Origin of the sequence: Variovorax sp. V213 (assembly GCF_041154455.1) — a bacterium.
Classification (GTDB): Bacteria; Pseudomonadota; Gammaproteobacteria; order Burkholderiales; family Burkholderiaceae_C; genus Variovorax.
Genome location: NZ_AP028664.1, coordinates 3,330,477 through 3,356,204 on the forward strand (window position 1 = coordinate 3,330,477; position 25,728 = coordinate 3,356,204).

Genomic DNA, 25,728 nt, shown 5'->3' on the forward strand with positions numbered 1-25,728 from the left:
AGAATCGCGCCACCACGACTCTGAGGAGATCCGCATGGCAGCAACAGGATGGCTGGGACTTACGTCCCTTGGCATTGTTCACACCGCGATCAGCCTGATCGCCGTCATTGCGGGGCTGGTCGCCCTGTTCCGCTACAAGGAAATCACGCTGCGCACCGGCCTGGGCCAGGTCTTCGTGTGGACCACCGTGCTCACCTGCCTGACCGGCTTCGGCATCTTCCAGCACGGCGGCTTCGGCAAGGCGCATGCGCTGGGCATCCTGACGCTCGCGGCGCTGGCCGTGGGTGCAGCAGCCGGCCGCGGCGCCTTCTTCGGCCAGGCCTCGCGCTACGTCGAAGCCGTGGCGTTCTCGGCCAGCTTCCTGTTCCACTGGATTCCGGCCTTCACCGAAACCCTGACCCGCCTGCCCCTGGGCGCGCCCCTGCTGCCGAACGCCGACGCGCCTGAACTCAAGGCGATCACCGCGGTGCTTGGCGTGCTGTATCTGGTCGGCGTGACGCTGCAGATCAGGCGGCTGCGCGGCGGCAAGCCGGTCAGTCCCGCACCGGTCCGCGCAGGTTCTTGATCTGCGAACGCTGGCTCTTGCCCTCGAGCCGGCGCTGCTTCGAGCCGTAGGTCGGCTTGGTGGCGCGCCGCACGCGCGGCGGCGTGGCCACGCTGTCGACCACCGCCTGCAGGCGTGCGAACGCGTCGGCCCGGTTCATCTCCTGCGTGCGGTGCTGCTGCGCCTTCAGCACGAAGACGCCTTCCTGCGTGATGCGGCTGTCGCGCAGCGCGAGCAGCCGCTCCTTCACGTCGGCGGGCAGTGAGCTCGCGTGGATGTCGTAGCGCAGATGCACCGCGCTCGACACCTTGTTGACGTTCTGCCCGCCCGCGCCCTGCGCCCGGATGGCGCTGATCTCGACCTCGTCGGGGTCGATCAGGAGGGGTGGGCGGAGCATGAAGGCAAGTGTGCCTTCAAACGCGCTCGAAGACCGCCGCGTGCTTACTCGCCGCGCGCAGGCCGCGCCCGCACGTCGGTCACGTCGCCCGCGGGTCGCAGTGCCAGCGGGCTGCGCACCGATTCGCCGCGCGCACGCGCATTGGCCATGTCCGCGGCAGTGGGTTCGGCCGGTTGTGCCGCATTGCGAAAACGCTCGAAGCCCGAGCGCGGGTTGAAGCGCCCGCCCATCGAAGCCACCCAGGGCGTCACAGGCTTGCCCGTGATGCGCCCCCAGGCGTAGCGCACGCCCCACACGGCCGCCAGCAGCATGACCGCCACCGCCAGGCTGGCCGCGAAAACCAGCCCCAGGAGCAGAAGAATGACGCGAAAAATAAAATTCATCATCCGACTTTAGGCCGCAATGGCCTCCGATGGTTCCCCGGCCTTGGTGAACGAGAACTGGCCAGGGGTGCGGATCGGGTCGGTATTCACCTCGATCGTGTCCTTCGGCCCGAAGCTGCCGTCGAGCAGCAGCTTCGAGAGTGGATTCTCGATGCGCTGCTGGATGGCGCGCTTCAGCGGCCGTGCGCCAAACACCGGGTCGAAGCCGACCTTGGCAATCTCGGCCAGCGCCGCGGGCGACACCTCGAGCCCCAGGTCCATCTTCGCGAGACGCGCCTGCAGCACCTTGAGCTGGATCGCGGCAATCGATTCGATGTTCTTCGCGTCGAGCGCATGGAACACCACCGTCTCGTCGATGCGGTTCAGGAACTCGGGGCGGAAGTAGTTCTTCAGCTCGTCCCACACCGCTTCCTTGATCTCTTCCGCCGGCCGGCCCACCATGGCCTGGATGATGGGCGAACCGATGTTGCTGGTCATCACGATCACGGTGTTCTTGAAGTCCACGGTGCGGCCCTGGCCGTCGGTCAGGCGGCCGTCGTCGAGCACCTGCAGCAGCACGTTGAACACGTCATGGTGGGCCTTCTCGACCTCGTCGAGCAGCACCACGCTGTAGGGCTTGCGGCGCACGGCTTCCGTGAGGTAGCCACCTTCTTCGTAGCCCACGTAGCCCGGCGGCGCGCCGATCAGGCGGGCGACCGAATGCTTCTCCATGAACTCGCTCATGTCGATACGGATGAGGTGGTCTTCGCTGTCGAACATGAAGCCTGCAAGCGCCTTGCACAGCTCGGTCTTGCCCACGCCCGTGGGGCCGAGGAACAGGAAGGAGCCGGTCGGGCGGTTCGGATCGGACAGGCCCGAGCGCGAGCGGCGGATCGCGTTGGCGACGGCACCGATGGCCTCGTCCTGCCCCACCACGCGCTCATGCAGCTTGTCTTCCATGACGAGCAGCTTGTCGCGTTCGCCCTGCATCAGCTTGGCGACCGGAATGCCGGTGGCGCGCGCCACGACCTCGGCGATTTCTTCGGCACCCACCTGCGTGCGCAGCAGCGTGGGCGCGCTCGACTTGCCCTTGCTCGCCTCGCTTTCCTCGGCCTCGCGCAGGCGCTTTTCCAGCGCCGGCAGCTGGCCGTATTGCAGTTCGGCGAGCTTGTTGAAGTCGCCCTTGCGCTTCCATTCCTCGATCTCGAACTTGATCTTGTCGATGTCCTCGCGGATCTTCGCGCTGCCCTGCGCCTGCGCCTTCTCGGCCTGCCAGATCTCGTCGTAGTCGGCAATCTCCTTTTGCAGGCGCGCAACCTCGTCCTCGATGAGGCCGAAGCGCTTCTGCGAGGCTTCGTCCTTTTCGCGGCGCACGGCTTCGCGCTCGATCTGCAGCTGAATGAGACGGCGGTCGAGCCGGTCCATGACCTCGGGCTTGGAGTCCATCTCGATCTTGATCTTGGCCGCGGCCTCGTCGATCAGGTCGATGGCCTTGTCGGGCAGGAAGCGGTCGGTGATGTAGCGGTCGCTCAGCTCGGCCGCGGCCACGATGGCCGGGTCGGTGATCTGCACGCCATGGTGCACCTCGTACTTTTCCTGCAGGCCGCGCAGGATGGCGATGGTGGCTTCGACCGAAGGCTCGCCCACGATGATTTTCTGGAAGCGGCGCTCCAGCGCGGCGTCCTTCTCGATGTACTTGCGGTATTCGTCGAGCGTGGTGGCACCCACGCAGTGCAGCTCGCCGCGCGCAAGTGCCGGCTTGAGCATGTTGCCCGCGTCCATCGCGCCCTCGGCCTTGCCGGCGCCGACCATGGTGTGCAGCTCGTCGATGAAGACGATGGTCTGGCCTTCGTCCTTGGCCAGTTCGTTCAGCACGGTCTTCAGGCGCTCCTCGAATTCGCCGCGGAACTTGGCGCCGGCCAGCAGCGCGGCCATGTCGAGCGACAGCACGCGCTTGCCCTTGAGCGACTCGGGCACCTCGCCGGCGACGATGCGCTGCGCCAGGCCTTCGACGATGGCGGTCTTGCCCACGCCGGGTTCGCCGATGAGCACCGGGTTGTTCTTGGTGCGGCGCTGCAGCACCTGGATGGCGCGGCGGATTTCCTCGTCGCGGCCGATGACCGGGTCGAGCTTGCCCAGCCGGGCGCGCTCGGTCAGGTCGAGGCAGTATTTCTTGAGGGCTTCGCGCTGGCCTTCGGCGTCGGCGCTGTTCACGCCCTGCCCGCCGCGCACGGCATCGATGGCGGACTCGAGCGACTTGCGGGTCAGGCCGTTTTCCCTCGCGATGCGCCCGATGTCCGACTTGCTGTCGGCCACGGCCAGGAGGAAGAGCTCGCCCGCAATGAACTGGTCGTTGCGCTTGATGGCCTCTTTCTCGGTAGCCTGCAGCAGCTTGCCGAGCTCGGGACCGACCTGCACGATGTCGTGGCCCTGCACCTGCGGCAGCTTCTTGATGGCGGCTTCGGCCGCGTTCGCAAGACCGTGGACGTTGACGCCGGCGCGTTCCAGCAAGGCGCGCGGGCCGTCTTCCTGGCGCAGCATCGCAACCAGCAGGTGGGCCGGTTCGATGTAGGCGTTGTCGTTGCCGAGCGCGAGCGTCTGTGCATCGCCCAGCGCTTCCTGGAATTTGGTGGTGAGTTTGTCTTGTCGCATGGTGGTGTTCCTGCACTCAAAATAGGACTGTTCGGGCGCGATTCAAGGTGTCCGGCGCTTCGGGCACGGCTATTGCACTGTGCCTGCTCAAATTTCGAATGGAGTCGATCATGGTTTTTTCAATGCAGCGCGCCCATCCGGTTCGCCGGGCGCTCGGCGTCGGCCTCTTTGTAGCGGCCATGGGCCTTGCGGGTCTTGCGCAAGCGCAAGGCACGCCCATCCGCCTGCTGGTCGGGTTCCCGGCCGGTGCTGGCTCGGACGCCATTGCACGCACACTCGGCGAAAAACTCAAGGACGTGCTGGGCGTGCCGGTGGTGGTCGAGAACCGCGCCGGCGCGGGCGGACAGATCGCGGCGCAGGCGCTCAAGGCGGCGCCGGCCGACGGCCATACGCTGTTCCTCTCCCACGACCACTCCATTTCCATCCTGCCGCAGGTGGTGAAGAACCCAGGCTTCAACCCCGCGACCGACTTCGTGCCCGTGGCCGGATTCGCCACTTTCGCCAACGTGCTGGCCGTCTCGGGCGGCACGCCGGCCAAGAGCATCGACGAGTACGTGAAATGGGTTCGCACCCAGCGCGGCGGCAAGGAAACCATCGGCATCCCGGCGCCGGCCTCGATTCCCGAGTTCCTGGTGAAGATGATCTCGGAAAAATACAAGATCGACGTTCAGCCCGCGCCCTACCGCGGCAGCGCGCCGATGACGGCGGACATGCTGGGCAACCAGATCACCGCGGGCATCGCCTCGGTGCCCGACTTCATCGAGAACCACAAGGCCGGCAAGGTCCGCATCGTGGCCTCGATCGGCGCCAAGCGCCAGGCCGTGCTGCCGAACGTGCCGACCTTCACCGAGCTCGGCTTCTCCAATCTTGAAGACCTGCCCTACTACGGCATCTTCGCGCCCGTGGGCACGCCACAGCCGATCATCGACAAGTACGGCGAGGCGCTGCAGAAAGTGCTGGCGATGCCCGACGTGAAGCAGAAGCTGACCACGATGGGCCTCACCGTGGCGTACGAGCCGCAAGGGCAGTTCGCGGGCCGCGTGCGCAGTTACACGCAGACCTGGGAGCGGATCATCCAGTCGAGCGGGTTCAAGCCCCTCTGACCTTTCTTGCCCCCTCTCCTCTGGGAGAGGGTTGGGGTGAGGGCACTGTGCCGCCGATGAAGCGCAGTGCTTAACCAGGGCCGCTGCCCTCACCCTGCCCTCTCCCAGAGGGAGAGGAAAAAGATCAGGTGTTGCTTGCCGTAATGCCCCAGCGCGCCAGCGCCGCGTCATCGCTGACGCGTGCATCCACCCAGCGGGCGCCTTCGGGCGTCTGTTCCTTTTTCCAGAACGGGGCCTGGGTCTTCAGGTAGTCCATCAGGAATTCGCAGGCCTCGAAGCTCTGGCCGCGGTGGGCCGAGACCACCGCCACCATCATGATCTGGTCGAGCGGCTGCAGCAGGCCGACACGGTGGATCACGCGTGCGCCCAGGATGTCGAAGCGCCTCTGTGCCTCGTCGATCATCGCCTCGATGGCCTTCTCGGTCATGCCCGGGTAGTGCTCGAGTTCCATCGAGGCAATGGTGCTGCCGTCATTGCGATCCCTTACGGTGCCGACAAAGCTGCAGACCGCGCCCACGCGTTTGTCGCCGGCACGCAACGCGGCGACCTCCTGTCCCAGGTCGAAATCGGCTGTCTGGATCGAAACGCGTGCACCACTCATGCCGGGATTGTGGCACCGCGCTAGACTTCGGCAATGCCTTGCCTCGCCACGCTCTCCACGGTGCTTTCGCGCCTTGAAAGCAGCGGTGCGCGCCAGGGCAGCAAAGCCAAAAAACCCAAGCTCGTCTGACCGGAGCTGCGGTTCCGTCGTCGGATGAGCGACGGAACCTGCAAAGGCCTTGGCCCCCGATTGGGTTGCGCGCGCATCGAACGACGGTTCTTTTCCATCGGTCGATTCCCCTAAGGAAGCCTCGCGTGCCGCAACCATCTCACCCCTCCTCCCGCCCTGATTTCTCGGGCCTCTGGATTCCTCTCGTCACGCCGTTTCGCGGCGGCGCCATCGACCATGCCGCACTCTCGGCGCTGACCCACCGGCTCGCGGGCGACGGCGTGGCCGGCTTCGTCGTCTGCGGTTCGACCGGCGAAGCCGCTGCACTCGACGAGGCGGAACAGCTCGCCGCGCTCGACACGGTGCAGGCCGCCGCCGGGGGGCTGCCGATCGTCATGGGCCTGTCGGGCTACCACCTGGGCAAGACGACGGCCTGGGTGCGCCGGCTGGCCGAACGCCCACTGGCGGGGCTGCTGGTGCCCGCGCCGCATTACATCCGACCCTCGCAGGCCGGCCTGCTCGAATGGTTCTGCGCCATCGCCGATGCCAGCGCCGCGCCGGTTCTGGTCTACGACATTCCCTACCGCACCGGCGCAACCCTCGCGCGCGAAACGCTGCTGGCCCTGGCCGAGCACCCGCGCATCCGCGGCATCAAGGACTGCGGCGGCGACATGGCCAAGACACGCGCCGTGATCGCCGACGGCAGGCTTCAGGTCCTCTCCGGTGAAGACCACCAGATCTTCGGCACGGTGGCCGAGGGCGGCGTGGGTGCCATCGCGGCGAGCGGGCATGTGCAGACGCGCCGCTTCGTGAAGGTGCTGCGCCTCCTGGCCGAGAACCGGCTCGCGGAAGCGCGCGCCGAATGGCAGCCGCTGCAGCCGCTGATCGAGATGCTGTTTGCCGAACCGAACCCCGGGCCGCTCAAGGCACTGCTGGCACATGGCGGGTCGATGCGCGACGAGCTGCGCTCGCCGATGACCCGCGCATCCGACGCGTTGGGCGAGCGCCTGGTGGCGCTGGACGCCCGGCTCAGCCGCCCGTGACGGGCGGGAAGAAGGCGACCTCGCAGCCTTCGCGCAGCGCGGCCGACTCGTCGCTCATGGCCTGGTCGAGCGCCATGCGCACGGCCTTGCCGCGCGCAAGCGCCGTGGCGTAGGCCCCGCCGCGGGCAATGAGTTCGTCGCGCAGCGCGGCCAGCGTGCCGGCGCCGGTGTCGACGGTTTCGCCGCTGGTGTCGAGCGCCTCGCGCACGGAAGCGAAGTAACGGATCTGGACCTTCATGGGTGGGCTTCAGGCCAGCAGCGAGGCCAAGGGGATGAATTTCACCGTGTCGCCAGCCTGGATGGCCTGGCCCGGCGGGTTGTCGACAACGCCATCGCCCCAGACCATCGACGTCAGCACGCCCGAGCTCTGGTTGGTGAACAGGTCGAGCCCGCCTGCGGCGTTGCGCCGCGCGCGCAGGAACTCGCGGCGCTTGTCGGCGCGCGGCCAGTCGAAATCGGCGCGCATCTGCACGGGCTCGGGCGCCACGCGCGTGGCGCCCTGCAGCGTCAGCAGGAAGGGACGCACGAGCAGCAGAAAGGTCAGAAAGCTGGACACGGGGTTGCCGGGCAGCCCCGTGACGTGGCAGCGGCCTTGCGCGCCGCCCGCGCCCCTCGGGATCGAGCCGTAGGCAAAGGGCTTGCCCGGCTTCATGGAGAGCGACCACAGCTGCAGTTCGCCGAGCGTCTGCACCGCGGCCTTGATGTGATCTTCCTCGCCCACGGACACGCCGCCGGTGGTGATGATCAGGTCGCTGCTTTCGGCAGCGCCGCGCAGTGCCTCGATGGTGGCTTCGCGCTTGTCGGGCACGATGCCGAGGTCGTTCACCTCGCAACCCAGCCGGTGCAGCAAGGCGCGCATGAAGAAGCGGTTGGAGTTGTAGATCGCGCTCGGCTTCATGGCCTCGGGCGCGACTTCGCCGGGCATGACCAGTTCGTCGCCGGTAGACAGCAGGGCCACGCGCGGCCGCCGTGCCACCTGGAGCCGGTCGAAACCCACGCTGGCGGCAAGCCCGAGCGCGGCGGGCGTCAGGCGCTCGCCCTTGCGCAGCACCACGTCGCCGGACGCCACGTCTTCGCCCGCGCGGCGAATCCACTGGCCGGCGGCGGGAACGGTCTGGATGCGCACCGTGCCCAGGGTGCCTTCCTGCGGCAACGCCTGCGTGTCTTCCTGCATGACGATGGCATCCGCGCCTTCGGGAATCTGCGCGCCGGTGAAGATACGTGCCGCGGTGCCGGCCGCCAGTGGCGTGCCCACGGTACCGGCGGGAATGCGCTGCGCAACCTGCAACAGGGCGCCAGGCGCGGTGCAGTCGGCCACGCGCACCGCATAGCCGTCCATAGAGCTGTTGTCGCGGGGCGGCACGGTGAGCGCGGACACCAGGTCTTGCGCGAGCACGCGGCCGTCCGCTTCGAAGGTGGCGACGCTTTCGGCCGGCAACCTTGGCTGCGCCTTCTCGAGCAGGCTTGCCAGCGCTTCGTCGAGCGCCATCAGCGGCGGGCGCGCAGGGGTCACGGAATCAGCCATGGTGTTCGGGGTTGTATTCGAAGCGGCTGCCGCTGTCGATCAACCACTGCGCGATGCCCTCGATGTCGTCGAGGTCGAACAGGGGCAGATTGGTGGGCGCCGGCAGGTTCGCGGGCGCGTTGGTGGCAATGGCGGTCACGAAGGCGTCGTCGATGTACTTCGACGGCCAGGGCGGCTGGCCTGCCTCGGGGGCGCGCCAGACTTCGATCTTGAGCAGGTCGCTGTGCTTGAAGCCTTCGACCAGCACCCAGTCGACGCCGTCATGGAGCTCGGCAATGAGGTCGTGCACGGTGAGCTGCGCGGGTTGCTCGAATTCTCGGATCAGCGCGAGCCGCTTGTCGGACGCCACGACCACCTCGAAAGCGCCCGCCTCGCGATGGCGGTAGGTGTCCTTTCCGGGATGGTCGATGTCGAACTTGTGATGCGCATGCTTGACCACCGACACGCGCTGGCCATGGAGCTTGAGCACCGGAATCAGGCGCTCGACCAGCGTGGTCTTGCCTGAACCCGAATACCCGGAAAAGCCGATCACCTTCATGTCGAGTTCCTGTGGCTGCCGTCTACGCGGCAGCCGAATGCAAACGCAAATGCGAGGCAGCCACTGCAATGCGCGGTGCCTGCGTGCGGCAAAGGTCAATCACAGTTCTGGGCGATATAGGCCTTCACGGCTTCCACATCGGCCGGAAGCTTGACGACCCGCTTGGGCAGTGCCTCGATGCCTTCGAACCTGGCCGGCCGCGCGGGCTCGTGGCCGAGCGCCTCCACCAGTGTGGCTGCAAACTTGATCGGCAGCGCGGTTTCGAGCACCACCATCGGCACGCCGGGGGCCAGGTGTTCGCGCGCGGCCTTGAGGCCGTCGGCCGTGTGCGGATCGACCAAGGTGGCAAAGCGCTTGTCGGTGTCGCGGATGATGGCCAGGCGGTCGGCGTGCGTGCTGCGGCTGCTCTTGAAGCCGAAGCGCTCGGCGGCCTGCCTGAAGGCAGGATCGCCGCTCAGGTCGAAACGACCCTGGCCACCCAGTTCGTCCACGAACAGCGAGCGCAGCTTGGTGGCGTCACGGCCCACCAGGTCGAACACGAAGCGCTCGAAGTTGCTGGCCTTGCTGATGTCCATCGACGGGCTCGACGTTTCGTGCGTATCGGCCGCGGCGCGAACGCGGTAGATGCCGGTACGGAAGAACTCGTCGAGCACGTCGTTCTCGTTGGTGGCCACCACCAGCGTCTGGATGGGAAGGCCCATCATGCGCGCCACGTGGCCGGCGCAGACATTGCCGAAATTGCCCGATGGCACGGTGAAGCTCACCGGCTTGTCGTTGCTTGCCGTCGCCTGGAAGTAGCCGGCGAAATAGTAGACCACCTGCGCCAGCAGGCGCGCCCAGTTGATCGAGTTGACCGTGCCTATGCGGTACTTGCGCTTGAAGCCCAGGTCGTTCGACACCGCCTTGACGATGTCCTGGCAGTCGTCGAACACGCCGGTGATCGCGATGTTGTGGATGTTCTCGTCCTGCAGGCTGAACATCTGCGCCTGCTGGAACGGGCTCATGCGGCCGTCGGGCGAGGTCATGAAGACGCGCACGCCCTTCTTGCCGCGCATGGCGTACTCGGCCGCGCTGCCGGTGTCGCCGCTGGTGGCGCCGAGGATGTTGAGTTCGGCGCCGCGGCGGGCCAGTTCGTACTCGAACAGGTTGCCCAGCAGCTGCATTGCCATGTCCTTGAAGGCCAGCGTGGGGCCGTTGGACAGGGCTTCGAGGTACACGCCGTCTTCGAGCTCGCGCAGCGGCACGATTTCTTCGGTGCCGAACACCTCGGGCGTGTAGGTCTTGGCGCAGATCGCCTTCAGGTCGGCCGGTGGAATGTCGTCGATGTAGAGCGACAGAATCTGGAACGCCAGTTCGGCATACGGAAGGTTGCGCCATTTCGCGAGCGTGGCACTGTCGACCTGCGGATAGTGATCGGGCAGGTAGAGCCCGCCGTCGGGTGCAAGGCCTTCAAGCAGGATTTCGCAGAAACGCTTGCGGTCGGGGTGGCCGCGGGTGCTCAGGTAGTTCACGGTATTTCTCTTGCGCCGCCCTCAGGACAGCTCTTCCTTGCGGATGCGCACGATCGGCTGCAGCACGGTGGGCAATGCCTGCAGTTCGGCGAGCACGTCATTCACCGTGCCTTCGCGCGCGTCGTGCGTGAGGATGATCAGGTCGGTCTGGGTGGAGCCTTCGCCGCCCACTTCGTCGGCTTCGCGCTGCAGCACCGCGTCGATGCTGATGCCGGCAGTGGCCAGCAGGCCCGTCACCTTGGCGAGCACGCCGGCCTGGTCGGCCACGCGCAGGCGCAGGTAGTAGCTGGTGACGACCTCGGCCATCGGCAGCACCTTGAGGTCGCTCATGGCGTCGGGGTGGAAAGCCAGGTGCGGTACGCGGTGCGCGGCGTCGGCCGTGTGCAGGCGCGTGATGTCGACGAGGTCGGCGATCACCGCGCTGGCGGTCGGCTCGCTGCCCGCGCCCTTGCCGTAGTAGAGCGTGGTGCCCACGGCATCGCCATGCACCACCACGGCGTTCATGGCGCCTTCGACATTCGCAAGCAGCCGCTTCGACGGCACGAGCGACGGGTGCACGCGCAGCTCGATGCCCTGCGCGGTGCGCTTGGTGATGCCGAGCAGCTTGATGCGGTAGCCGAGCTGTTCGGCGTACTTGATGTCCTGCGCGGCCAGCTTGGTGATGCCTTCGATGTGGGCCTTGTCGAACTGCACCGGAATACCGAAGGCGATGGCGCTCATCAGCGTGACCTTGTGGCCGGCGTCGACGCCTTCGATGTCGAAGGTCGGGTCGGCTTCGGCGTAGCCCAGGCGCTGCGCTTCCTTGAGCACGGTCGCGAAGTCCAGCCCCTTGTCGCGCATCTCGGAGAGGATGAAATTGGTGGTGCCGTTGATGATGCCGGCCAGCCACTGGATGCTGTTGGCCGTGAGGCCCTCGCGCAGCGCCTTGATGATCGGGATGCCGCCGGCCACCGCGGCTTCGAAGGCCACCATCACGCCCTTGGCATGGGCGGCCGCGAAGATCTCGGTGCCATGCACGGCGAGCAGGGCCTTGTTGGCCGTGACCACGTGCTTGCCCGCCGCGATCGCCTCGAGCACCAGTTGCCGCGCAATGCCGTAGCCACCGATGAGTTCGATGACGATGTCGATATCCGGATTGGCAATGACGTCGCGCGCGTCGCTGACCACCTTCACGCCCTCGCCCGCCACCTCGCGTGCGCGCGCCGTGTCGAGGTCGGCCACCATCGTGATCTCGATGCCGCGGCCTGCACGGCGCTTGATTTCTTCCTGATTGCGCAGCAGAACCTTGAAGGTGCCGCTGCCGACCGTGCCTGCGCCGAGCAGGCCTACTTGGATGGGTTTCATTGGGAGATTCGCGTTCATGGTTTGAATGGGGTGGCAGGCGACGCGCTCGCGGCGCGGCTCACGCAGCGCGGCAGGCTCCAGGCGCCGCCGGCAAAGCCGCGGCACATGCGGATTTCATGGCTCTGCCTGGCTGCGCAAGCGGTACAGCTCCAGGAACTTGGCAATGCGGTGGATCGCCTCGCGCAGGTCTTCCTCGTGCGGCAGGAACACGATCCGGAAATGGTCGGGTGTGGCCCAGTTGAAGCCGGTGCCCTGCACCAGCATCACCTTGGTTTCCTTCAGCAGATCGAGAAAGAACTGCCGGTCGTCCGCGATCGGATAGACCTTCGGGTCGAGCTTGGGGAACATGTAGAGCGCGGCAGTCGGCTTGACGCAGCTCACGCCCGGAATGGCCGTGATCAGCTCGTAGGCCAGGTCCCGCTGGCGCCGCAGGCGGCCGCCGTCGCCCACCAGGTCGTTGATGCTCTGGTAGCCGCCAAGGGCGGTCTGGATGGCCCATTGCCCGGGCACATTGGCGCACAGGCGCATGTTCGAGAGCATGTTCAGGCCCTCGATGTAGTCCTCCGCGCGCTTCTTGTCGCCCGACACCACGAGCCAGCCCGCGCGATAGCCGCACGAACGGTAGCTCTTGGAAAGCGAATTGAAGGTGAGCGTGAGCACATCGGTCGAAAGGCTCGCGATGGCGGTGTGCTTCGCGTGGTCGTACAGCACCTTGTCGTAGACCTCGTCGGCGAAGATCACCAGCTGGTGTTCCCGCGCGATGGCCACGATGCTCTTGAGCAGCTCATCGGAATAGAGCGCCCCGGTCGGGTTGTTGGGGTTGATGACCACGATGCCCTTGGTGCGCGGCGTGATCTTGGCGCGGATGTCGTCGAGGTGGGGCATCCAGCCGTTGTCCTCGTCGCAGAGGTAGTGCACCGGCTTGCCGCCCGACAGGCTGGTCACCGCGGTCCACAGCGGGTAATCGGGCGCCGGCAGCAGCATTTCGTCGCCGTCGTTCAAGAGCGCGTTGGTGGCCATGGCGATCAGTTCGCTGGCGCCGTTGCCAAGGTAGATGTCGTCCAGCGTGACGCCGGCAATGCCCTGCTTCTGCGTCTCGTGCATCACGGCCTTGCGCGCCGCGAAGATGCCCTTGCTGTCCGAATAACCCGCCGAGCCCGGCAGGTTGCGGATCATGTCCTGCTGGACTTCCTCGGGCGCATCGAAGCCGAACACGGCGAGGTTGCCGATGTTGAGCTTGATGATCTTCTGGCCCTCTTCCTCCATCCGCTGGGCGGCCTCCATGATGGGGCCGCGGATGTCGTAGAGCACGTTGGCCAGCTTGGCCGATTTCTTGAACTGCTTCAAAGGGCCCTCCCGGGCGCGGGTTACTCGATGTCGAAAGGCCCTTGCAGGGCTCGTGTCACTGGGGAAAACCTATAATTTGACCACAGTTCCCAGTGCCCCGATGAAGCTCCAGCCCGACAAATCCGACGCCCAGTCCCTCACCGCACACGGCCCCGGGTGGGTCGCGATCAACAACGAAAAAGTCGAGGGCAGCGTGGTGGTCGGCTCGCGCGGCGAGCGCTTCGAGTGGAATTGCACCCGCTTCGACCAGTTGGGGCCCGAACATTTCGCCCAGCTCGCGTCGCTGGGCGCCGAATTGGTCATCTTCGGGAGCGGATCCCGCATCCGGTTTCCACAGCCGGCCTGGCTGCAGCCCCTCATGGCCAGACGCACCGGCGTGGAGACCATGGACACCCCGGCGGCCTGCCGCACCTACAACATCCTGGCCGGCGAAGGCCGCCACGTGATCGCCGCCCTGCTGGTCGAACCGCCCCACGATGGCTGAGGGGGAGGTTTTCGGGGTAAAATACCGGGTTGCGAACAGGCCAGCTGCCCTCAGTTAGCAACGACCAATCCTCCATTTCGTCGAGTGTGCCTCAAAGCGCTCGATCCAATGGAAACCAACGGAGAAAACAAGTTTCATGGCGATCGTTGTCAACAAACCCATTCCTGAATTCGACGCCAACGCCACGGGTGGCCTGAAAGTCTCGAATACCTCGCATCTCGGCCACGTGCTGGTCATGTATTTTTACCCGAAAGATAACACTCCGGGTTGCACGACCGAAGCCATGCAGTTTCGCGATCGTTACAAAGACTTCGAAAAGGCCGGCGCCACGGTGTTCGGCGTATCCCGCGACAACATGAAGTCGCACGACGAATTCAAGGCCAAGCTCGAACTCCCGTTCGAACTCATCGCCGATACCGAAGAAAAGATGTGCCACATGTTCGGCGTGGTCAAGAACAAGATCATGTACGGTAAGAAGGTCAAGGGCATCGAGCGCAGCACCTTCCTCATCGGCGCCGACGGCATCCTGAAGGCCGAATGGCGCGGCCTCAAGGTCCCCGGCCATGTGGACGACGTGCTCAAGGCCGTCAAGGCGCTCAAGAAGGCCGCCTGACCGTTGCAAGAAGCGCGGCCTGTGCGCTTTTGCCTCAACCCGTGGGGAATGCCCAACGGACTGTGCAAAGAGCGCGAGACGTGTCGCCGCGGGTGTGCATAATGGCCTCATGCCGTTGAGCTCCACGACCGCATCCCCCGAACAAAGCCGCCTTGGTCTACAGGCGGCTTTTTCGTTTTCTGGTTTCCACTTCCTGCGAGCGATCTGACACATGCCATTGCCTCCCGCCCCCACGAAACGCGCCGCATTGCTCTCGCCGGATGCGCACGATGCACCCGCCCGCTCCTCCCACAGGAGCTCGCGCCGCTCGGGCGAATCGCGCGCCGATTCGGCTTCATCGAGCGGCTCCCAGCCGCTTGAACTGTTCGACCGCAACGCCGCAGAGGCGGTAGGCGGCAGTACCGAGGCTGCGCCCGCGGCCCGCGGCAGGTCGAAAACTGCGCCCTCCCGCAATCAGGAACGCAGCCAGGACCGCAACCAGGATCACAGGCCCGCCGCCCGCGGCGAACCCGAGGCGCCGCCCGCCGTCTATGTGCCGGCTCCCGCGCAAGTTGCGGCGCCGCAGGCTCCGGCCCGTGCCAAGCGCGCCAAATCGAACGGTCCGGCCAAGCTGTTCGTGCTCGACACGAACGTGCTGCTGCACGACCCGATGTGCCTGTTCCGCTTCGAGGAACACGACATCTTCCTGCCGATGATCGTGCTGGAGGAACTGGACGGCCACAAGAAGGGCACCACCGAAGTGGCGCGCAACGGCCGCCAGACCAGCCGCACGCTGGACGCCCTGGCCGCAGCGCAGGACGCCGACATCGCCAAGGGCCTGAAGCTCGACACCACGGGCCACCGCGAGGCCGGCGGCAAGCTGTTCTTCCAGACCGCGCCGCTCGACTACTCGCTGCCGATCAGCCTGCCCCAAGGCAAAGCCGACAACCAGATCCTGGGCGTGGTGCAGGCCCTGCGCGACGTCTACGCCAAGGACCAGCCCGGCCGTCCCAAGCAGGAAGTGGTGCTGGTGTCGAAAGACATCAACATGCGCGTCAAGGCGCGCGCCCTCGGCCTGGCCGCCGACGACTACCAGAACGACAAGACGCTGGAAGACGGCGACCTGCTCTACGCAGGCTCGCTCGCGCTGCCGCCCGATTTCTGGACGCGCCAGAGCAAGACGGTGGAGAGCTGGCAAAGCGGCAGCAACACCTTCTATCGCGTCAGCGGGCCGCTGGTGCCCAACCTGTACATCAACCAGTTCGTCTACTTCGAGGCCCCGGGCGAGCCGAGCATGTACGCACGCGTCACCGAGATCCGCGACAAGACCGCGGTCTTCAAGACCCTGAAGGACTACAGCTCGGGCAAGAACGCCGTGTGGGGCGTGAACACGCGCAACCGCGAGCAGAACTTCGCGATGAACCTGCTCATGGACCCCGAAGTCGACTTCGTCACACTCACAGGCACCGCCGGCACCGGCAAGACGCTGATGGCGCTGGCCTCGGGCCTGACGCAGGTGCTCGACGACCGCCGCTACACCGAGATCATCATGACCCGTGCCACGGTGAGCGTGGGCGAGGACATCGGCTTCCTGCCGGGCACCGAGGAAGAAAAAATGGGCCCCTGGATGGGCGCGCTGGACGACAACCTCGAGTTCCTGGCCAAGGGCGACGGCGGCGGCGCCGGCGAATGGGGCCGCGCGGCCACCAACGAGCTGATCCGCAGCCGCATCAAGGTCAAGAGCATGAACTTCATGCGCGGCCGCACCTTCCTGAACAAGTACGTGATCATCGACGAAGCGCAGAACCTGACGCCCAAGCAGATGAAGACGCTGATCACCCGGGCCGGCCCGGGTACCAAGATCATCTGCATGGGCAACCTCGCACAGATCGACACGCCCTACCTGACCGAAGGCTCCTCGGGCCTCACCTTCGCGGTCGACAAGTTCAAGGGCTGGCCGCACGGCGGGCACATCACGCTGGCGCGCGGTGAGCGCTCGCGCTTGGCCGACTTCGCAAGCGACGTGCTCTAACCGCCCTCTTCGCGGCCTGCGGCCGATCGAGCCCGCGCATGCTCCCCGGAGCATCGCGGGCTTTTTCTTTGGCCGCGGTGACAGGCTCCTGACAAGACGGTGTCAGGAGTTGGTCCGCACCATCGAGGCTCCTTCCAACGCAAAAACGAAAGAGAGTCCCTCATGCAAAACGCCATCAGCTGGTTCGAAATCCCCGTCGCCGACATCGACCGCGCCCAGGCCTTCTACGAAACGGTGCTCGGCCGCAAGCTTCGCCGCGAAAACTTCGGCGGCGAGACGCTGGCTGTGTTCCCCTACGACGATCCCGCCACGGGCGGCGCGCTGCAGGCCGGTGCGAACGCCAGCGCACGCGCGGGCAGCGGCATTCGCATCTATCTCGACTGCATGCCGAGCATCGACGCCGTGCTCGCGCGCGTCGAGGCGGCCGGCGGGCAGATCGTGGCGCCCAAGTCAGCGCTGCCGCCGGGCATGGGTTTCATCGCCCATCTGCGCGACACCGAAGGCAACGAAGTCGGCCTTCACGCCCTGGACTGAACCGCAATGGCACAGCGCAACTGGATCGCCGTTGCCAGCGCCGAGCACGCCCGGCGCGGGCGCGACCACAAGCCGGTCGGGTTCATGCAGGTCGGCCATGGCAAGCCGGGGCCGCTCAAGCGCGTTTCGGCGGGCGACCGCGTGGCCTACTATGCGCCGGCCACTGCGTTCGGCGGCACGGACAAGCTGCAGAGCTTCGTGTCGATCGGCATCGTGCAGCCTGGCGAACCCTACGAATTCGACATGGGCGGCGGCTTCGTCCCCTGGCGCCGCGACGTGGCCTATGCGGCTTCGCACGAGGCGCCCATCGCGCCTTTGATCGGACGCCTTGCCTTCGTAGAGAACCCGAGCCAGTGGGGCTACAAGTTTCGCTTCGGCATGTTCGACGTCAGCGATGCCGACATGATGCTGATCGCCCAAACCATGAAAGCCGACCTGAAGGCGCTCGCACTTTGAGCACCACAATCCCGACATCACCCATGCAGAAGACAAACCCGATGAACCCCGTCCGCCAGCATCATGGCGCTTTCCACGTTGCGGGCCTCGCGGCCCGCACGACCAACCGCGAGGAGAACGATCCCGCGAGCGCCCGCATCGGCGCGCTGTGGAACCGCTTCTTCGGCGAAGAGACGTACCGCTCGACGCCCGGCCGCACGAGCGACGCCCGCATCTTCGGCGTCTATTCCAACTACGAATCCGACGCTCATGGCGCCTTCGACGTGACGGTAGGCGTGGCCGTCTCGGACGCAACGGGCAGCGTGGCCATCGAGCCCGGCAACTACCTCGTCTTTGAGGGCCAGGGTGAAATGCCGCGGATGGTGATCGCCACCTGGGAGCGCATCTGGCAGTATTTCGAGGCGCACCCGGAAATCACGCGCCGCTACCGCAGCGATTTCGAGGCCTACGAGGGGCCTGACAAGGTGGCGATCCACATCGGAGTTTCATGAGTACACCCCAGGGCTGGCCCGGCGAGGTCGCCCCCAAATTCGAAGGAGCGCGCTGATGCGCCGCGCCGACCGCCTCTTCCAGCTCGTGCAGCTCATCCGTGGCCGCCGGCTCACCACGGCCGCCTTCCTCGCGCAGCGCCTGGAGGTGTCGGAGCGCACGGTGTACCGCGACGTGGCCGATCTGCAGCACCAGGGTGTGCCGATCGAAGGCGAAGCTGGCGTGGGCTACCGGCTCGGCGCAGGCTTCGAGCTGCCGCCGCTGATGTTCACCCAGGAGGAAGCTTCAGCGCTCGTGGCCGCGGCGCGGCTCGCGCAGAGCTGGGTCGATCCGGCGCTGGCGCGCAACATCGAGACGGGGCTGGGCAAGATCCTCTCGGTGCTGCCCCCGGCGGCGCGGGTCTCGGCGGAAGCGCTGGCGCTCTACGCGCCCGCATTGGGCCTGGACGACGCCATGCGCAACCGGCTGCAGACCTTGCGCGAAGCGGTGGAGGCGCGCCACAAGCTGCGCCTCCACTACCGCGACGTGTCAGGCGATGCGAGCGAACGCACCGTGCGCCCGCTCGGCTGTTTCTACTGGGGCAAGGTCTGGACGCTTTCGACCTGGTGCGAACTGCGCAATGACTTCCGGGGCTTTCGCATCGACCGCATGGAGGCCGTCGACGTGCTGCCCGAGCGCTTTCGCGACGAAGCGGGGAAGACGCTGGCCGACATGCTGCGCCAGGTGAAGGCCCGCTCGGCGGAAGCGAAGCTGCTCGAACAGCAGCAGCAATAGACCAGGCAGCGTCAGTAGTCGTCGCCGCTGCCGTAGCCGGCCAGGTTCTCGAACTTGGTGAGCGGCTTCAGGAAGGCCAGCTTGACCGTGCCCGTGGGCCCGTTCCGGTGCTTGCTGATGATCACCTCGGCCACGCCCGGCTCCTTGCTGTTCTTGTCGTAGTAGTCGTCGCGGTAGATGAACATGATGATGTCCGCATCCTGCTCGATGGCGCCGGATTCGCGCAAGTCGCTCATCATGGGGCGCTTGTCGGTGCGGCTTTCGACGCCGCGGCTGAGCTGCGACAGCGCGATCACCGGGCACTTGAGCTCCTTGGCGAGCATCTTCAGGCCGCGCGAGATTTCGCCCACGGCCGTGGCCCGGTTCTCGTCGCTCATGCTGCTGGACACGCTCATGAGCTGGAGGTAGTCGACCACGATCAGGCCGAGCCGGCCATACTGGCGCGCCAGGCGGCGCGCATTGGCGCGCAGTTCGCTGGTGGTGAGGCCCGGCGTCTCGTCGATGTGCAGCGACACGTTGCGCAGCTTCTCGATGGCCTCGGTCAGGCGCGGCCACTCTTCGTCGCTGAGCTTGCCGGTGCGCAGGTGTCCCTGGTCGATGCGGCCGATCGAGCCGACGATACGCACCGCCAGCTGCGAAGCGCCCATTTCCATCGAGAAGACCGCCACCGGCAGCCCTTCGTTGAGGGCCACGTGCTCGGCGATGTTGATGGCCAGCGAGGTCTTGCCCATGGAAGGACGCGCGGCCAGCACGATCATGTCGCCCGGCTGCAGGCCCGAGGTCATCTTGTCGAACTCGTAGAAGCCGGTGCGCACGCCGGTGATGTCGTTCGGGTTCTCCGCCATCTCGGTCACGCGGTCGAGCAGCTCGACCACCAGGGCATCCATGCTCTGGAAGCCCTGCTTCATCCGCGTGCCTTCTTCGCCGATGTTGAAGATCTTCTGCTCGGCCTCGTCCAGGATCTTGTCGACCGACTTGCCTTGCGTGTTGAAGGCGTTGGTCGCGATCTCGTCGCTCGCGGAGACGAGCTTGCGCAAGATGGAGCGCTCGCGCACGATCTCCGCATAGCGGCGGATGTTGCTCGCGCTCGGCACGTATTGCGCGAGCGAGTTCAAGTACACCAGTCCGCCGATTTCCTCGGCCTTGCCAAGGCCCTGCAGCTGCTCGTAGACGGTGATGACGTCGGCCGGCTTGCTGGCATTGATCAACCCGCCGATGGCGGCGTAGATCAGCTTGTGCTCATGGCGGTAGAAGTCGCCGTCCACCAGCAGGTCGCCCATGCGGTCCCACGCGCCGTTGTCGAGCAGCAGGCCGCCGAGCACGCTCGACTCGGCCTCGATCGAGTGAGGCGGAATTCGAAGTTGGGCGACTTGGCGATCGGCCGACGGGTCATTGTCGGCATAGGAGAAAACGGCGGACATGGACTTCCCTTGCAACCCTGCATGCTAAGCCGCACACGCGCTGGCGTGTGTGGACAAGGTTGTGAATAAGCGGTGATCTTTCAGTGCACCGGCCGGGAGAACCGGTGCGCAAAAAGACAAAAGCCGCCCGAGGGCGGCTTTTGCGGCAGCGCGCAAGGCGCTGTGGACGATCAGGCGGTTTCGCCGTAGACCGTGACGGTGATGTCGACCACCACGTCGGTGTGCAGCGCAACGCTCACGGTGCTGTCGCCGACGACCTTGATCGGGCCGTTGGGCAGGCGCACCTGCGACTTCGCAACCTTGTAGCCTTGCTTGCCGAGCTCTTCGGCGATGTCGCCGTTGGTGACCGAGCCGAACAGACGGCCGTCAACGCCGGCCTTTTGGGTCAGCTTGACGGTCGTGCCGCCGAGCTTCTCGCCCTGGGCTTGCATTTCGGCCAGCTTGGCGGCCGCAGCCTTTTCGAGTTCGGCGCGCTTGGCTTCGAATTCGGCCTTGTTGGCAGCGGTGGCGCGGCGGGCGCGGCCCGTCGGGATCAGGAAGTTGCGGGCGTAGCCGTCCTTGACCTTGACGATATCGCCCAGGCCGCCAACGTTCAGAACCTTGTCCAGAAGAATGATTTGCATGGTACGGCTCCTTAGACGCGGTGCTGGTCGCTGTACGGCACCATCGCGAGGAAGCGCGCGCGCTTGATCGCGGTGTTGAGCTGGCGCTGGTAGATCGCTCGCGTGCCGGTCAGGCGTGCGGGGATGATCTTGCCGTTTTCGCTGATGAAGTCACGCAGCGTGTCGATGTCCTTGTAGTCGATTTCCTCGACGCCAGCGACGGTGAAACGGCAGAAGCGCTTGCGCTTGAACAGCAGCGACTGGGTGTTGCGCTTCGGGCGCTTGTCTTTGTTGAATTTCTTGAACGTGGCCATTTGGGGACCTCTTGTCGAAAATTAATCTTGCTGAAAATCCTGGATGTGCAGGACCGGATGCTTGCCGTTGCCCGGTGTCGCGAGAAAACCCTGAAAACGCCAGAGGCTTCCCATCGACTGCGTTGCGAGCCGTTCGGCGATGGCGCCGAAGGCAACGGCCTTGAGGGCCGTTTTCACCTGCCTGGCTTTTCCTGCCTCCTGGAGCGTCGACTCGTGTTCGAGCTTCAGGTCGATGGCGGGAAGGCCGGCGGGCGTGTATCGCAAGGCTCCGAGTTCGGCAACAGAGGCTGTCAGCAGAAGCTGGTTGACCCCGGTTGCCGCAGCAGCGGCAGCGGTCACGCCATCAGCTGTTGTTGGCGGCGTATTCGGCCTGCTGGGCCTTGCGGGCTTCTTCGCGCTCGACCGTCTTCATCATCGACGAAGGACCGGTTTCGGCCTTCTTCTTCTGAACGGTCAGGTGGCGCAGCACCGCGTCGTTGAACTTGAACGCGTGTTCGAGTTCACCCATCACGGTTTGCTCGGCTTCAATGTTGACGCACAGGTAGTGCGCCTTGTTGAGCTTGTTGATCTGGTAAGCCAGCTGGCGGCGGCCCCAGTCTTCAACGCGGTGGATCTTGCCACCGCCGGCCGTGATGAGGCCCTTGTAACGCTCCAGCATGGCCGGAACTTGTTCGCTCTGATCCGGGTGGATCAGCAAAATGATTTCGTAGTGACGCATGGCACTCCTTGTGGATTCTTCCGTGGAAGAGGAAAAGCCACCTGCAGCGTCGGGCGCAGTGTGGCAAGGCAAAGCCGGCTATTGTAGCACTGCTGGCGCGGCGCCTGTCCAGCGTCAGTCGTTCAAGGCCTTGTCGAGCGCGGCGGCCTTCTCGGGGCCGACGGCGGCACGTATCTTGGGTGCCAGCGCCGCCAGATCTTCGTAGCTGGCGGTCCCCTCGACCTGCAGGTTGAGGCGGAACCCTTTCAGCCCGAGAGCGCCCGTCAATTGGGTGGCGATCGGGTAGGCGTCCTTGTAGCGCTGCTGCCTGCTGCGCCCCGAAGACGGCGCGGGTTCGGCTGGCCTTGGTTTAGGCGTTGGCGAGACAGGTGCTGCCTGGTTTGCGGCCGGCGCTTCAGGAGCCTTGGCGGGAACGGCCGCCTTGCTGCCCGCCGCCGGGCCGAGCAGCCCCAGCGTGACGAGCTGATCGATTTCCTCCCGCGCGATGCCTGTTCCGGCAAGCACCTCGTCGACCGAGCGCTTGCCGTCGAACAGGATGAACGCGGTACGCTGACGGGGCGAAAGGGGCACCGAACGATCTTTGAGAACCTGCTGCCCAGCTTCTGTCTTGACAAGAATCATGATGGTTTCTTCCGCAAAATGCCGGCGGGTGCGGCGACGAGCGGTTTCGCCATGCGCAGTCCGCAAGCGACCGGCCAGCCCATGAATTCACAGGCCTGGCACTAGTAACACATTCTGATTCAATTCTTGCAGGCACCGGCGCGGGAATTCCCGGTGGGGGCGCCGGTAGTGGCTGCCGCGCGACAGGGGCGCGATGGCCCCCATCCCGTCAACGCTTGGCGAGTTGCTGCCAGGTGTCGATCACGCTGTCCGGATTGAGGGAAATCGACTCGATTCCCTGTTCCGCCAGCCACAGCGCGAAGTCCGGATGGTCGCTGGGGCCCTGGCCGCAGATGCCCACGTACTTGCCCTCGGCCTTGCAGGCCTTGATGACGCGGCTCAGCAGCGCCTTGATGGCCGGGTCGCGCTCGTCGAAATCAGCAGCCAGAAGCTCGAGCCCCGAGTCGCGGTCGAGGCCGAGCGTGAGCTGGGTCAGGTCGTTCGAGCCGATCGAGAAACCGTCGAAGAACTTCAGGAACTCCTCGGGCAGGATGGCATTGCTCGGCACCTCGCACATCATGATCAGCTTGAGTTCGTTCTCGCCGCGCTTCAGGCCGTGCTCGCCAAGGAGCGTGGTCACGCGTTCGGCCTGGCCGAGCGTGCGCACGAAAGGCACCATGATCTGCACATTGGTCAGGCCCATGTCGTTGCGCACGCGCTTGAGCGCCTCGCATTCCATGGCAAAGGCCTCGCCGAAATCCTTGCTCAGGTAGCGTGCGGCACCGCGGAAGCCGAGCATCGGGTTTTCTTCTTCCGGCTCGTAGCGGCTGCCGCCGATCAGCTTGCGGTACTCGTTCGACTTGAAGTCGGACAGGCGAACGATGACCTTCTTGGGCCAGAAGGCCGCCGCGATGGTCGCGATGCCTTCGGCCACCTTGTCGACATAGAAGGCGCGCGGCGAAGCATGGCCGCGGGCCACCGACTCGACGGCTTTCTTCAGGTCGTTGTCGACGTTCGGATAGTCGAGGATCGCCTTCGGGTGCACGCCGATGTTGTTGTTGATGATGAACTCGAGCCGCGCCAGGCCGACGCCGTGGTTAGGCAGTTGCGCGAAGTCGAAGGCAAGCTGCGGGTTGCCCACGTTCATCATCAGCTGGATGTCGATCTCCGGCATCACGCCGCGCTGCACCTCGGTCACCTCGGTCTCGAGCAGGCCGTCGTAGATGAAGCCGGTGTCGCCTTCGGCGCAACTCACGGTCACCAGGGTGCCTTCCTTCAGAAGGTCGGTGGCATCGCCGCAGCCCACCACGGCCGGAATGCCGAGTTCGCGCGCAATGATGGCTGCATGGCAGGTCCGCCCGCCGCGGTTGGTGACAATGGCAGCGGCGCGCTTCATCACCGGTTCCCAGTTGGGGTCGGTCATGTCGGTGACGAGCACGTCGCCGGCCTGCACCTTGTCCATCTCGCTGATGTTGTGCACGATGCGAACCGGGCCGGTGCCGATCTTCTGGCCGATGGCACGGCCTTCGGCGAGCACGGTCCCCTTGCCCAGCAGCTTGTAGCGTTGCTCGGCCTTGCCCTGCTGCTGGCTCTTCACGGTTTCGGGCCGCGCCTGCAGGATGTAGAGCTGGCCGTCGGTGCCGTCCTTGCCCCACTCGATGTCCATCGGGCGGCCATAGTGTTCTTCAATGACCAGCGCGTATTTGGCAAGCAGCTCGACATCGGCGTCGCTGAGCGAATAGCGGTTGCGCTGCTCGGCCTTGACGTCGGTCGTCTTGACCAGCTTGCCGGTCGCCTTTTTCTCTTCGGGCGTCGCGAATTCCATCTGGATCAGCTTGGAGCCGAGGTTGCGGCGGATCACCGCCCGCTTGCCGGCGCGCAGCGTGGGCTTGTGCACGTAGAACTCGTCGGGGTTCACGGCGCCCTGCACCACCGTCTCGCCGAGCCCGTAGCTGGAGGTGATGAACACCACGTCTTCAAAGCCCGATTCGGTGTCGATGGTGAACATCACGCCGGCGGCGCCGAGGTCGGAACGGACCATGCGCTGCACGCCGGCCGAGAGCGCGACCACGTCGTGCGCAAAGCCTTTGTGCACGCGATAGCTGATGGCGCGGTCGTTGTAGAGGGAGGCGAAGACCTCCTTCATCTTGTGCAGCACGTCGTCGATGCCGACCACGTTGAGAAAGGTCTCCTGCTGGCCGGCAAAAGAAGCGTCCGGCAGGTCTTCGGCCGTGGCCGAGGAACGCACGGCGAACGAAGCCGCCGGGTTGCCGGCGCTCAGCTTCGCAAAAGCCTCGGCAATGGCTTTTTGCAAGTCGGCCGGAAAAGGCTGGGCCTCGACCATGGCGCGGATTTCGGCGCCGGCCGCGGCCAGCGCCCGCACGTCCTCCGTGTCCAGCGCGGCCAGCCGCTTGCTGATCTTGTCGGCCAGCCCGTCGTGGGCCAGGAACTGGCGGAACGCGTGTGCCGTGGTCGCGAAACCCGTGGGCACCCGCACGCCCTGCGGCAGCTGGGAGATCATTTCGCCGAGGCTGGCGTTCTTGCCGCCGACCGACTCGACGTCGGTCATTCTCAGGTTTTCAAACGGTACGACCAGGGCGGTCGCGTCGAAAAGTGCAGACATGGGAAAGCTCCAGAAGTTGAAACCGGTGCTGCATGCAGGCGGCGCGGCACGATCGTTCTCGTTGCTTTGGGTGCGGGCGCGGTGTGCATGGAAAGAATTGGGGGCAAGGGAAAGCGGATTCCCGATAATGGCCCGGATTGTAGGCGCGGCGAGGTTGCATGCGCCGCAGGACAAGGCCGCAAGAGCAACACCATGCATACACGCACTGTTTTCTTCATATCCGACGGTACCGGCATCACCGCCGAAACTTTCGGTAACGCCGTGCTGGCCCAGTTCGAGATGAAGCCGCGCCACGTCCGGCTGCCTTTCACCGATACGGTCGACAAGGCGCATCAGGCGGTGCGGCAGATCAACCACACGGCCGAACTGGAAGGCGTGCGCCCCATCGTCTTCACGACTCTGGCGAACATGGAGGTGCTCGAAGTCATCGAAACCGGCTGCAAAGGCATGCTGCTCGACATGTTCGGCACCTTCGTGCGGCCGCTCGAGATCGAGCTGGCGGTCAAGTCGAATCACCGCATCGGTCGCTTCAGCGACGCCAGCAAGAGCAAGGAATACGACGCCCGCATTGCAGCCATCGATTTCAGCCTGGCGCACGACGACGGCCAGAGCAACCGCGACCTCGAGGGTGCCGACGTGATCCTGGTGGGCGTGAGCCGCAGCGGCAAGACGCCCACGTCTCTCTATCTGGCAATGCAGCATGGCCTGAAGGCGGCCAACTACCCGCTGATTCCGGAAGATTTCGAGCGCCGCCAGCTGCCGCCGGCCTTGATGCCCTATCGCAAGAAGATCTTCGGGCTCACGATCCAGCCCGAGCGGCTGAGCCAGATCCGCAACGAGCGCCGGCCCGATTCGCGCTACGCCAGCCTCGAAAACTGCCGCCACGAGGTGGCCGAGGCCGAGGCCATGATGCGACGGGCGGGCATCCGGTGGCTTTCGACGACGACCAAGTCGATCGAGGAAATTGCCACCACCATCCTGCAGGAACTAAAGCCGGAGCGGCTGGTTTACTGA

The 25,728-nt window shown here is 65.6% G+C and carries 28 protein-coding genes; 11 read left to right on the plus strand and 17 right to left on the minus strand.

The window, feature by feature from the left end; all coding sequences use genetic code 11:
* Positions 1-34: 34 nt before the first annotated feature.
* A complete protein-coding gene (locus tag ACAM55_RS15805; RefSeq protein WP_369652464.1) occupies positions 35-565 on the plus strand; it encodes a hypothetical protein in 531 nt (176 codons plus the stop codon).
* Here ACAM55_RS15805 and arfB read toward each other — a convergent pair.
* From arfB to clpB, 3 genes are read right to left on the minus strand one after another with little or no spacing between them, the layout of a single operon-like run.
* Positions 534-941 carry an alternative ribosome rescue aminoacyl-tRNA hydrolase ArfB gene (gene arfB / locus ACAM55_RS15810; protein ID WP_369652465.1) on the minus strand — a complete coding sequence of 136 codons (408 nt, stop codon included), beginning with the start codon at positions 939-941 and terminating at the stop codon, positions 534-536. The genes ACAM55_RS15805 and arfB overlap by 32 nt on opposite strands.
* Positions 942-985: 44 nt before the next feature.
* The gene (locus ACAM55_RS15815; protein ID WP_369652466.1) at positions 986-1,324 is read right to left on the minus strand and encodes a hypothetical protein; all 339 of its coding nucleotides are present in this window, start codon (positions 1,322-1,324) and stop codon (positions 986-988) included.
* A gap of 9 nt (positions 1,325-1,333) precedes the next feature.
* Positions 1,334-3,955: an ATP-dependent chaperone ClpB gene (clpB, locus tag ACAM55_RS15820; protein WP_369652467.1), complete on the minus strand. Its 2,622-nt coding sequence runs from the start codon at positions 3,953-3,955 to the stop codon at positions 1,334-1,336.
* Between the two features lie 110 nt (positions 3,956-4,065).
* On the opposite strand from clpB, the gene ACAM55_RS15825 reads away from it, so the two are divergent.
* The gene (locus tag ACAM55_RS15825; protein WP_369652468.1) at positions 4,066-5,058 is read left to right on the plus strand and encodes a Bug family tripartite tricarboxylate transporter substrate binding protein; all 993 of its coding nucleotides are present in this window, start codon (positions 4,066-4,068) and stop codon (positions 5,056-5,058) included.
* Between the two features lie 124 nt (positions 5,059-5,182).
* On the opposite strand, the gene ACAM55_RS15830 is transcribed toward ACAM55_RS15825, so the two are convergent.
* The gene (locus ACAM55_RS15830) at positions 5,183-5,659 is read right to left on the minus strand and encodes a molybdenum cofactor biosynthesis protein MoaE (RefSeq protein WP_369652469.1); all 477 of its coding nucleotides are present in this window, start codon (positions 5,657-5,659) and stop codon (positions 5,183-5,185) included.
* 254 nt (positions 5,660-5,913) lie between these two features.
* Between ACAM55_RS15830 and ACAM55_RS15835 the strand changes: the two genes are divergently transcribed.
* Positions 5,914-6,810 carry a 4-hydroxy-tetrahydrodipicolinate synthase gene (locus ACAM55_RS15835; RefSeq protein WP_369652470.1) on the plus strand — a complete coding sequence of 299 codons (897 nt, stop codon included), beginning with the start codon at positions 5,914-5,916 and terminating at the stop codon, positions 6,808-6,810.
* Here the strand turns inward: ACAM55_RS15835 and moaD are convergent.
* The 6 genes from moaD to ACAM55_RS15865 all read right to left on the minus strand — a co-directional run bounded on the left by moaD (position 6,797) and on the right by ACAM55_RS15865 (position 13,075).
* Complete coding sequence (moaD, locus tag ACAM55_RS15840; RefSeq protein ID WP_369652471.1) at positions 6,797-7,048, minus strand: molybdopterin converting factor subunit 1; 252 nt, start codon at positions 7,046-7,048, stop codon at positions 6,797-6,799. The genes ACAM55_RS15835 and moaD overlap by 14 nt on opposite strands.
* Before the next feature lie 9 nt (positions 7,049-7,057).
* On the minus strand, positions 7,058-8,335 hold the full coding sequence (gene glp, locus ACAM55_RS15845) for a gephyrin-like molybdotransferase Glp (RefSeq protein ID WP_369652472.1): 1,278 nt from the start codon (positions 8,333-8,335) through the stop codon (positions 7,058-7,060).
* Positions 8,328-8,873, minus strand: coding sequence for a molybdopterin-guanine dinucleotide biosynthesis protein B (gene mobB / locus ACAM55_RS15850; RefSeq protein ID WP_369652473.1), 546 nt, complete (start codon positions 8,871-8,873; stop codon positions 8,328-8,330). Before mobB ends, glp begins: the two co-directional genes overlap by 8 nt.
* 95 nt (positions 8,874-8,968) lie before the next feature.
* On the minus strand, positions 8,969-10,384 hold the full coding sequence (gene thrC, locus ACAM55_RS15855) for a threonine synthase (protein WP_369652474.1): 1,416 nt from the start codon (positions 10,382-10,384) through the stop codon (positions 8,969-8,971).
* A 21-nt stretch (positions 10,385-10,405) separates the two neighbouring features.
* The gene (locus ACAM55_RS15860; RefSeq protein ID WP_369652475.1) at positions 10,406-11,728 is read right to left on the minus strand and encodes a homoserine dehydrogenase; all 1,323 of its coding nucleotides are present in this window, start codon (positions 11,726-11,728) and stop codon (positions 10,406-10,408) included.
* A gap of 114 nt (positions 11,729-11,842) precedes the next feature.
* Complete coding sequence (locus tag ACAM55_RS15865; protein ID WP_369652476.1) at positions 11,843-13,075, minus strand: pyridoxal phosphate-dependent aminotransferase; 1,233 nt, start codon at positions 13,073-13,075, stop codon at positions 11,843-11,845.
* 100 nt (positions 13,076-13,175) lie between these two features.
* Between ACAM55_RS15865 and ACAM55_RS15870 the strand changes: the two genes are divergently transcribed.
* The 7 genes from ACAM55_RS15870 (at position 13,176) to ACAM55_RS15900 (ending at position 18,436) form a co-directional block, all read left to right on the plus strand.
* Positions 13,176-13,559: an Mth938-like domain-containing protein gene (locus ACAM55_RS15870; protein ID WP_369652477.1), complete on the plus strand. Its 384-nt coding sequence runs from the start codon at positions 13,176-13,178 to the stop codon at positions 13,557-13,559.
* Between the two features lie 136 nt (positions 13,560-13,695).
* The gene (locus ACAM55_RS15875; RefSeq protein ID WP_007830801.1) at positions 13,696-14,172 is read left to right on the plus strand and encodes a peroxiredoxin; all 477 of its coding nucleotides are present in this window, start codon (positions 13,696-13,698) and stop codon (positions 14,170-14,172) included.
* A gap of 211 nt (positions 14,173-14,383) precedes the next feature.
* Positions 14,384-16,183, plus strand: a complete 1,800-nt coding sequence (locus ACAM55_RS15880) for a PhoH family protein (protein ID WP_369652478.1) — start codon at positions 14,384-14,386, stop codon at positions 16,181-16,183.
* A gap of 162 nt (positions 16,184-16,345) precedes the next feature.
* Complete coding sequence (locus ACAM55_RS15885) at positions 16,346-16,717, plus strand: VOC family protein (RefSeq protein WP_369652479.1); 372 nt, start codon at positions 16,346-16,348, stop codon at positions 16,715-16,717.
* A 6-nt stretch (positions 16,718-16,723) separates the two neighbouring features.
* Positions 16,724-17,173, plus strand: a complete 450-nt coding sequence (locus ACAM55_RS15890; RefSeq protein ID WP_369652480.1) for an EVE domain-containing protein — start codon at positions 16,724-16,726, stop codon at positions 17,171-17,173.
* Between the two features lie 41 nt (positions 17,174-17,214).
* The gene (locus ACAM55_RS15895) at positions 17,215-17,664 is read left to right on the plus strand and encodes a GyrI-like domain-containing protein (protein WP_369652481.1); all 450 of its coding nucleotides are present in this window, start codon (positions 17,215-17,217) and stop codon (positions 17,662-17,664) included.
* A gap of 55 nt (positions 17,665-17,719) precedes the next feature.
* Positions 17,720-18,436, plus strand: coding sequence for a helix-turn-helix transcriptional regulator (locus ACAM55_RS15900; RefSeq protein WP_369652482.1), 717 nt, complete (start codon positions 17,720-17,722; stop codon positions 18,434-18,436).
* 11 nt (positions 18,437-18,447) lie between these two features.
* On the opposite strand, the gene dnaB is transcribed toward ACAM55_RS15900, so the two are convergent.
* The 7 genes from dnaB to ppsA form a co-directional block, all read right to left on the minus strand.
* Positions 18,448-19,857 (minus strand): replicative DNA helicase, encoded by a 1,410-nt coding sequence (gene dnaB, locus ACAM55_RS15905; RefSeq protein ID WP_369652483.1) that lies wholly within the window; start codon positions 19,855-19,857, stop codon positions 18,448-18,450.
* A gap of 170 nt (positions 19,858-20,027) precedes the next feature.
* Positions 20,028-20,480 (minus strand): 50S ribosomal protein L9, encoded by a 453-nt coding sequence (gene rplI / locus ACAM55_RS15910; protein WP_369652484.1) that lies wholly within the window; start codon positions 20,478-20,480, stop codon positions 20,028-20,030.
* Positions 20,481-20,491: 11 nt separating this feature from the next.
* On the minus strand, positions 20,492-20,773 hold the full coding sequence (gene rpsR / locus ACAM55_RS15915; RefSeq protein ID WP_007830781.1) for a 30S ribosomal protein S18: 282 nt from the start codon (positions 20,771-20,773) through the stop codon (positions 20,492-20,494).
* A gap of 21 nt (positions 20,774-20,794) precedes the next feature.
* Positions 20,795-21,112, minus strand: coding sequence for a primosomal replication protein N (priB, locus tag ACAM55_RS15920; RefSeq protein WP_235505142.1), 318 nt, complete (start codon positions 21,110-21,112; stop codon positions 20,795-20,797).
* 4 nt (positions 21,113-21,116) lie between these two features.
* Positions 21,117-21,491: a 30S ribosomal protein S6 gene (gene rpsF / locus ACAM55_RS15925; protein WP_028258846.1), complete on the minus strand. Its 375-nt coding sequence runs from the start codon at positions 21,489-21,491 to the stop codon at positions 21,117-21,119.
* A gap of 114 nt (positions 21,492-21,605) precedes the next feature.
* Entirely contained in the window at positions 21,606-22,112 is a 507-nt protein-coding gene (locus ACAM55_RS15930) for a hypothetical protein (RefSeq protein WP_369652485.1), read from the minus strand.
* Positions 22,113-22,320: 208 nt separating this feature from the next.
* On the minus strand, positions 22,321-24,714 hold the full coding sequence (ppsA, locus tag ACAM55_RS15935) for a phosphoenolpyruvate synthase (RefSeq protein ID WP_369652486.1): 2,394 nt from the start codon (positions 24,712-24,714) through the stop codon (positions 22,321-22,323).
* 192 nt (positions 24,715-24,906) lie between these two features.
* Between ppsA and ACAM55_RS15940 the strand changes: the two genes are divergently transcribed.
* Positions 24,907-25,728, plus strand: coding sequence for a pyruvate, water dikinase regulatory protein (locus ACAM55_RS15940; RefSeq protein ID WP_093011873.1), 822 nt, complete (start codon positions 24,907-24,909; stop codon positions 25,726-25,728).

What these genes read in the sequence shown, in the direction of transcription:
- rpsR (WP_007830781.1), bottom strand. Translation starts at nt 20,773, where the DNA reads ATGGCCACGTTCAAGAAATTCAACAAAGACAAGCGCCCGAAGCGCAAC.
- ACAM55_RS15880 (WP_369652478.1), top strand. Translation starts at nt 14,384, where the DNA reads ATGCCATTGCCTCCCGCCCCCACGAAACGCGCCGCATTGCTCTCGCCG.
- ACAM55_RS15900 (WP_369652482.1), top strand. Translation starts at nt 17,720, where the DNA reads ATGCGCCGCGCCGACCGCCTCTTCCAGCTCGTGCAGCTCATCCGTGGC.
- glp (WP_369652472.1), bottom strand. Translation starts at nt 8,335, where the DNA reads ATGGCTGATTCCGTGACCCCTGCGCGCCCGCCGCTGATGGCGCTCGAC.
- mobB (WP_369652473.1), bottom strand. Translation starts at nt 8,873, where the DNA reads ATGAAGGTGATCGGCTTTTCCGGGTATTCGGGTTCAGGCAAGACCACG.
- ACAM55_RS15885 (WP_369652479.1), top strand. Translation starts at nt 16,346, where the DNA reads ATGCAAAACGCCATCAGCTGGTTCGAAATCCCCGTCGCCGACATCGAC.
- clpB (WP_369652467.1), bottom strand. Translation starts at nt 3,955, where the DNA reads ATGCGACAAGACAAACTCACCACCAAATTCCAGGAAGCGCTGGGCGAT.
- moaD (WP_369652471.1), bottom strand. Translation starts at nt 7,048, where the DNA reads ATGAAGGTCCAGATCCGTTACTTCGCTTCCGTGCGCGAGGCGCTCGAC.
- arfB (WP_369652465.1), bottom strand. Translation starts at nt 941, where the DNA reads ATGCTCCGCCCACCCCTCCTGATCGACCCCGACGAGGTCGAGATCAGC.
- ACAM55_RS15870 (WP_369652477.1), top strand. Translation starts at nt 13,176, where the DNA reads ATGAAGCTCCAGCCCGACAAATCCGACGCCCAGTCCCTCACCGCACAC.
- ACAM55_RS15890 (WP_369652480.1), top strand. Translation starts at nt 16,724, where the DNA reads ATGGCACAGCGCAACTGGATCGCCGTTGCCAGCGCCGAGCACGCCCGG.
- ACAM55_RS15805 (WP_369652464.1), top strand. Translation starts at nt 35, where the DNA reads ATGGCAGCAACAGGATGGCTGGGACTTACGTCCCTTGGCATTGTTCAC.
- rplI (WP_369652484.1), bottom strand. Translation starts at nt 20,480, where the DNA reads ATGCAAATCATTCTTCTGGACAAGGTTCTGAACGTTGGCGGCCTGGGC.
- ACAM55_RS15895 (WP_369652481.1), top strand. Translation starts at nt 17,215, where the DNA reads ATGAACCCCGTCCGCCAGCATCATGGCGCTTTCCACGTTGCGGGCCTC.
- rpsF (WP_028258846.1), bottom strand. Translation starts at nt 21,491, where the DNA reads ATGCGTCACTACGAAATCATTTTGCTGATCCACCCGGATCAGAGCGAA.
- ACAM55_RS15940 (WP_093011873.1), top strand. Translation starts at nt 24,907, where the DNA reads ATGCATACACGCACTGTTTTCTTCATATCCGACGGTACCGGCATCACC.
- ACAM55_RS15875 (WP_007830801.1), top strand. Translation starts at nt 13,696, where the DNA reads ATGGCGATCGTTGTCAACAAACCCATTCCTGAATTCGACGCCAACGCC.
- dnaB (WP_369652483.1), bottom strand. Translation starts at nt 19,857, where the DNA reads ATGTCCGCCGTTTTCTCCTATGCCGACAATGACCCGTCGGCCGATCGC.
- ACAM55_RS15815 (WP_369652466.1), bottom strand. Translation starts at nt 1,324, where the DNA reads ATGAATTTTATTTTTCGCGTCATTCTTCTGCTCCTGGGGCTGGTTTTC.
- ACAM55_RS15860 (WP_369652475.1), bottom strand. Translation starts at nt 11,728, where the DNA reads ATGAAACCCATCCAAGTAGGCCTGCTCGGCGCAGGCACGGTCGGCAGC.
- ACAM55_RS15830 (WP_369652469.1), bottom strand. Translation starts at nt 5,659, where the DNA reads ATGAGTGGTGCACGCGTTTCGATCCAGACAGCCGATTTCGACCTGGGA.
- ACAM55_RS15825 (WP_369652468.1), top strand. Translation starts at nt 4,066, where the DNA reads ATGGTTTTTTCAATGCAGCGCGCCCATCCGGTTCGCCGGGCGCTCGGC.
- ppsA (WP_369652486.1), bottom strand. Translation starts at nt 24,714, where the DNA reads ATGTCTGCACTTTTCGACGCGACCGCCCTGGTCGTACCGTTTGAAAAC.
- ACAM55_RS15930 (WP_369652485.1), bottom strand. Translation starts at nt 22,112, where the DNA reads ATGATTCTTGTCAAGACAGAAGCTGGGCAGCAGGTTCTCAAAGATCGT.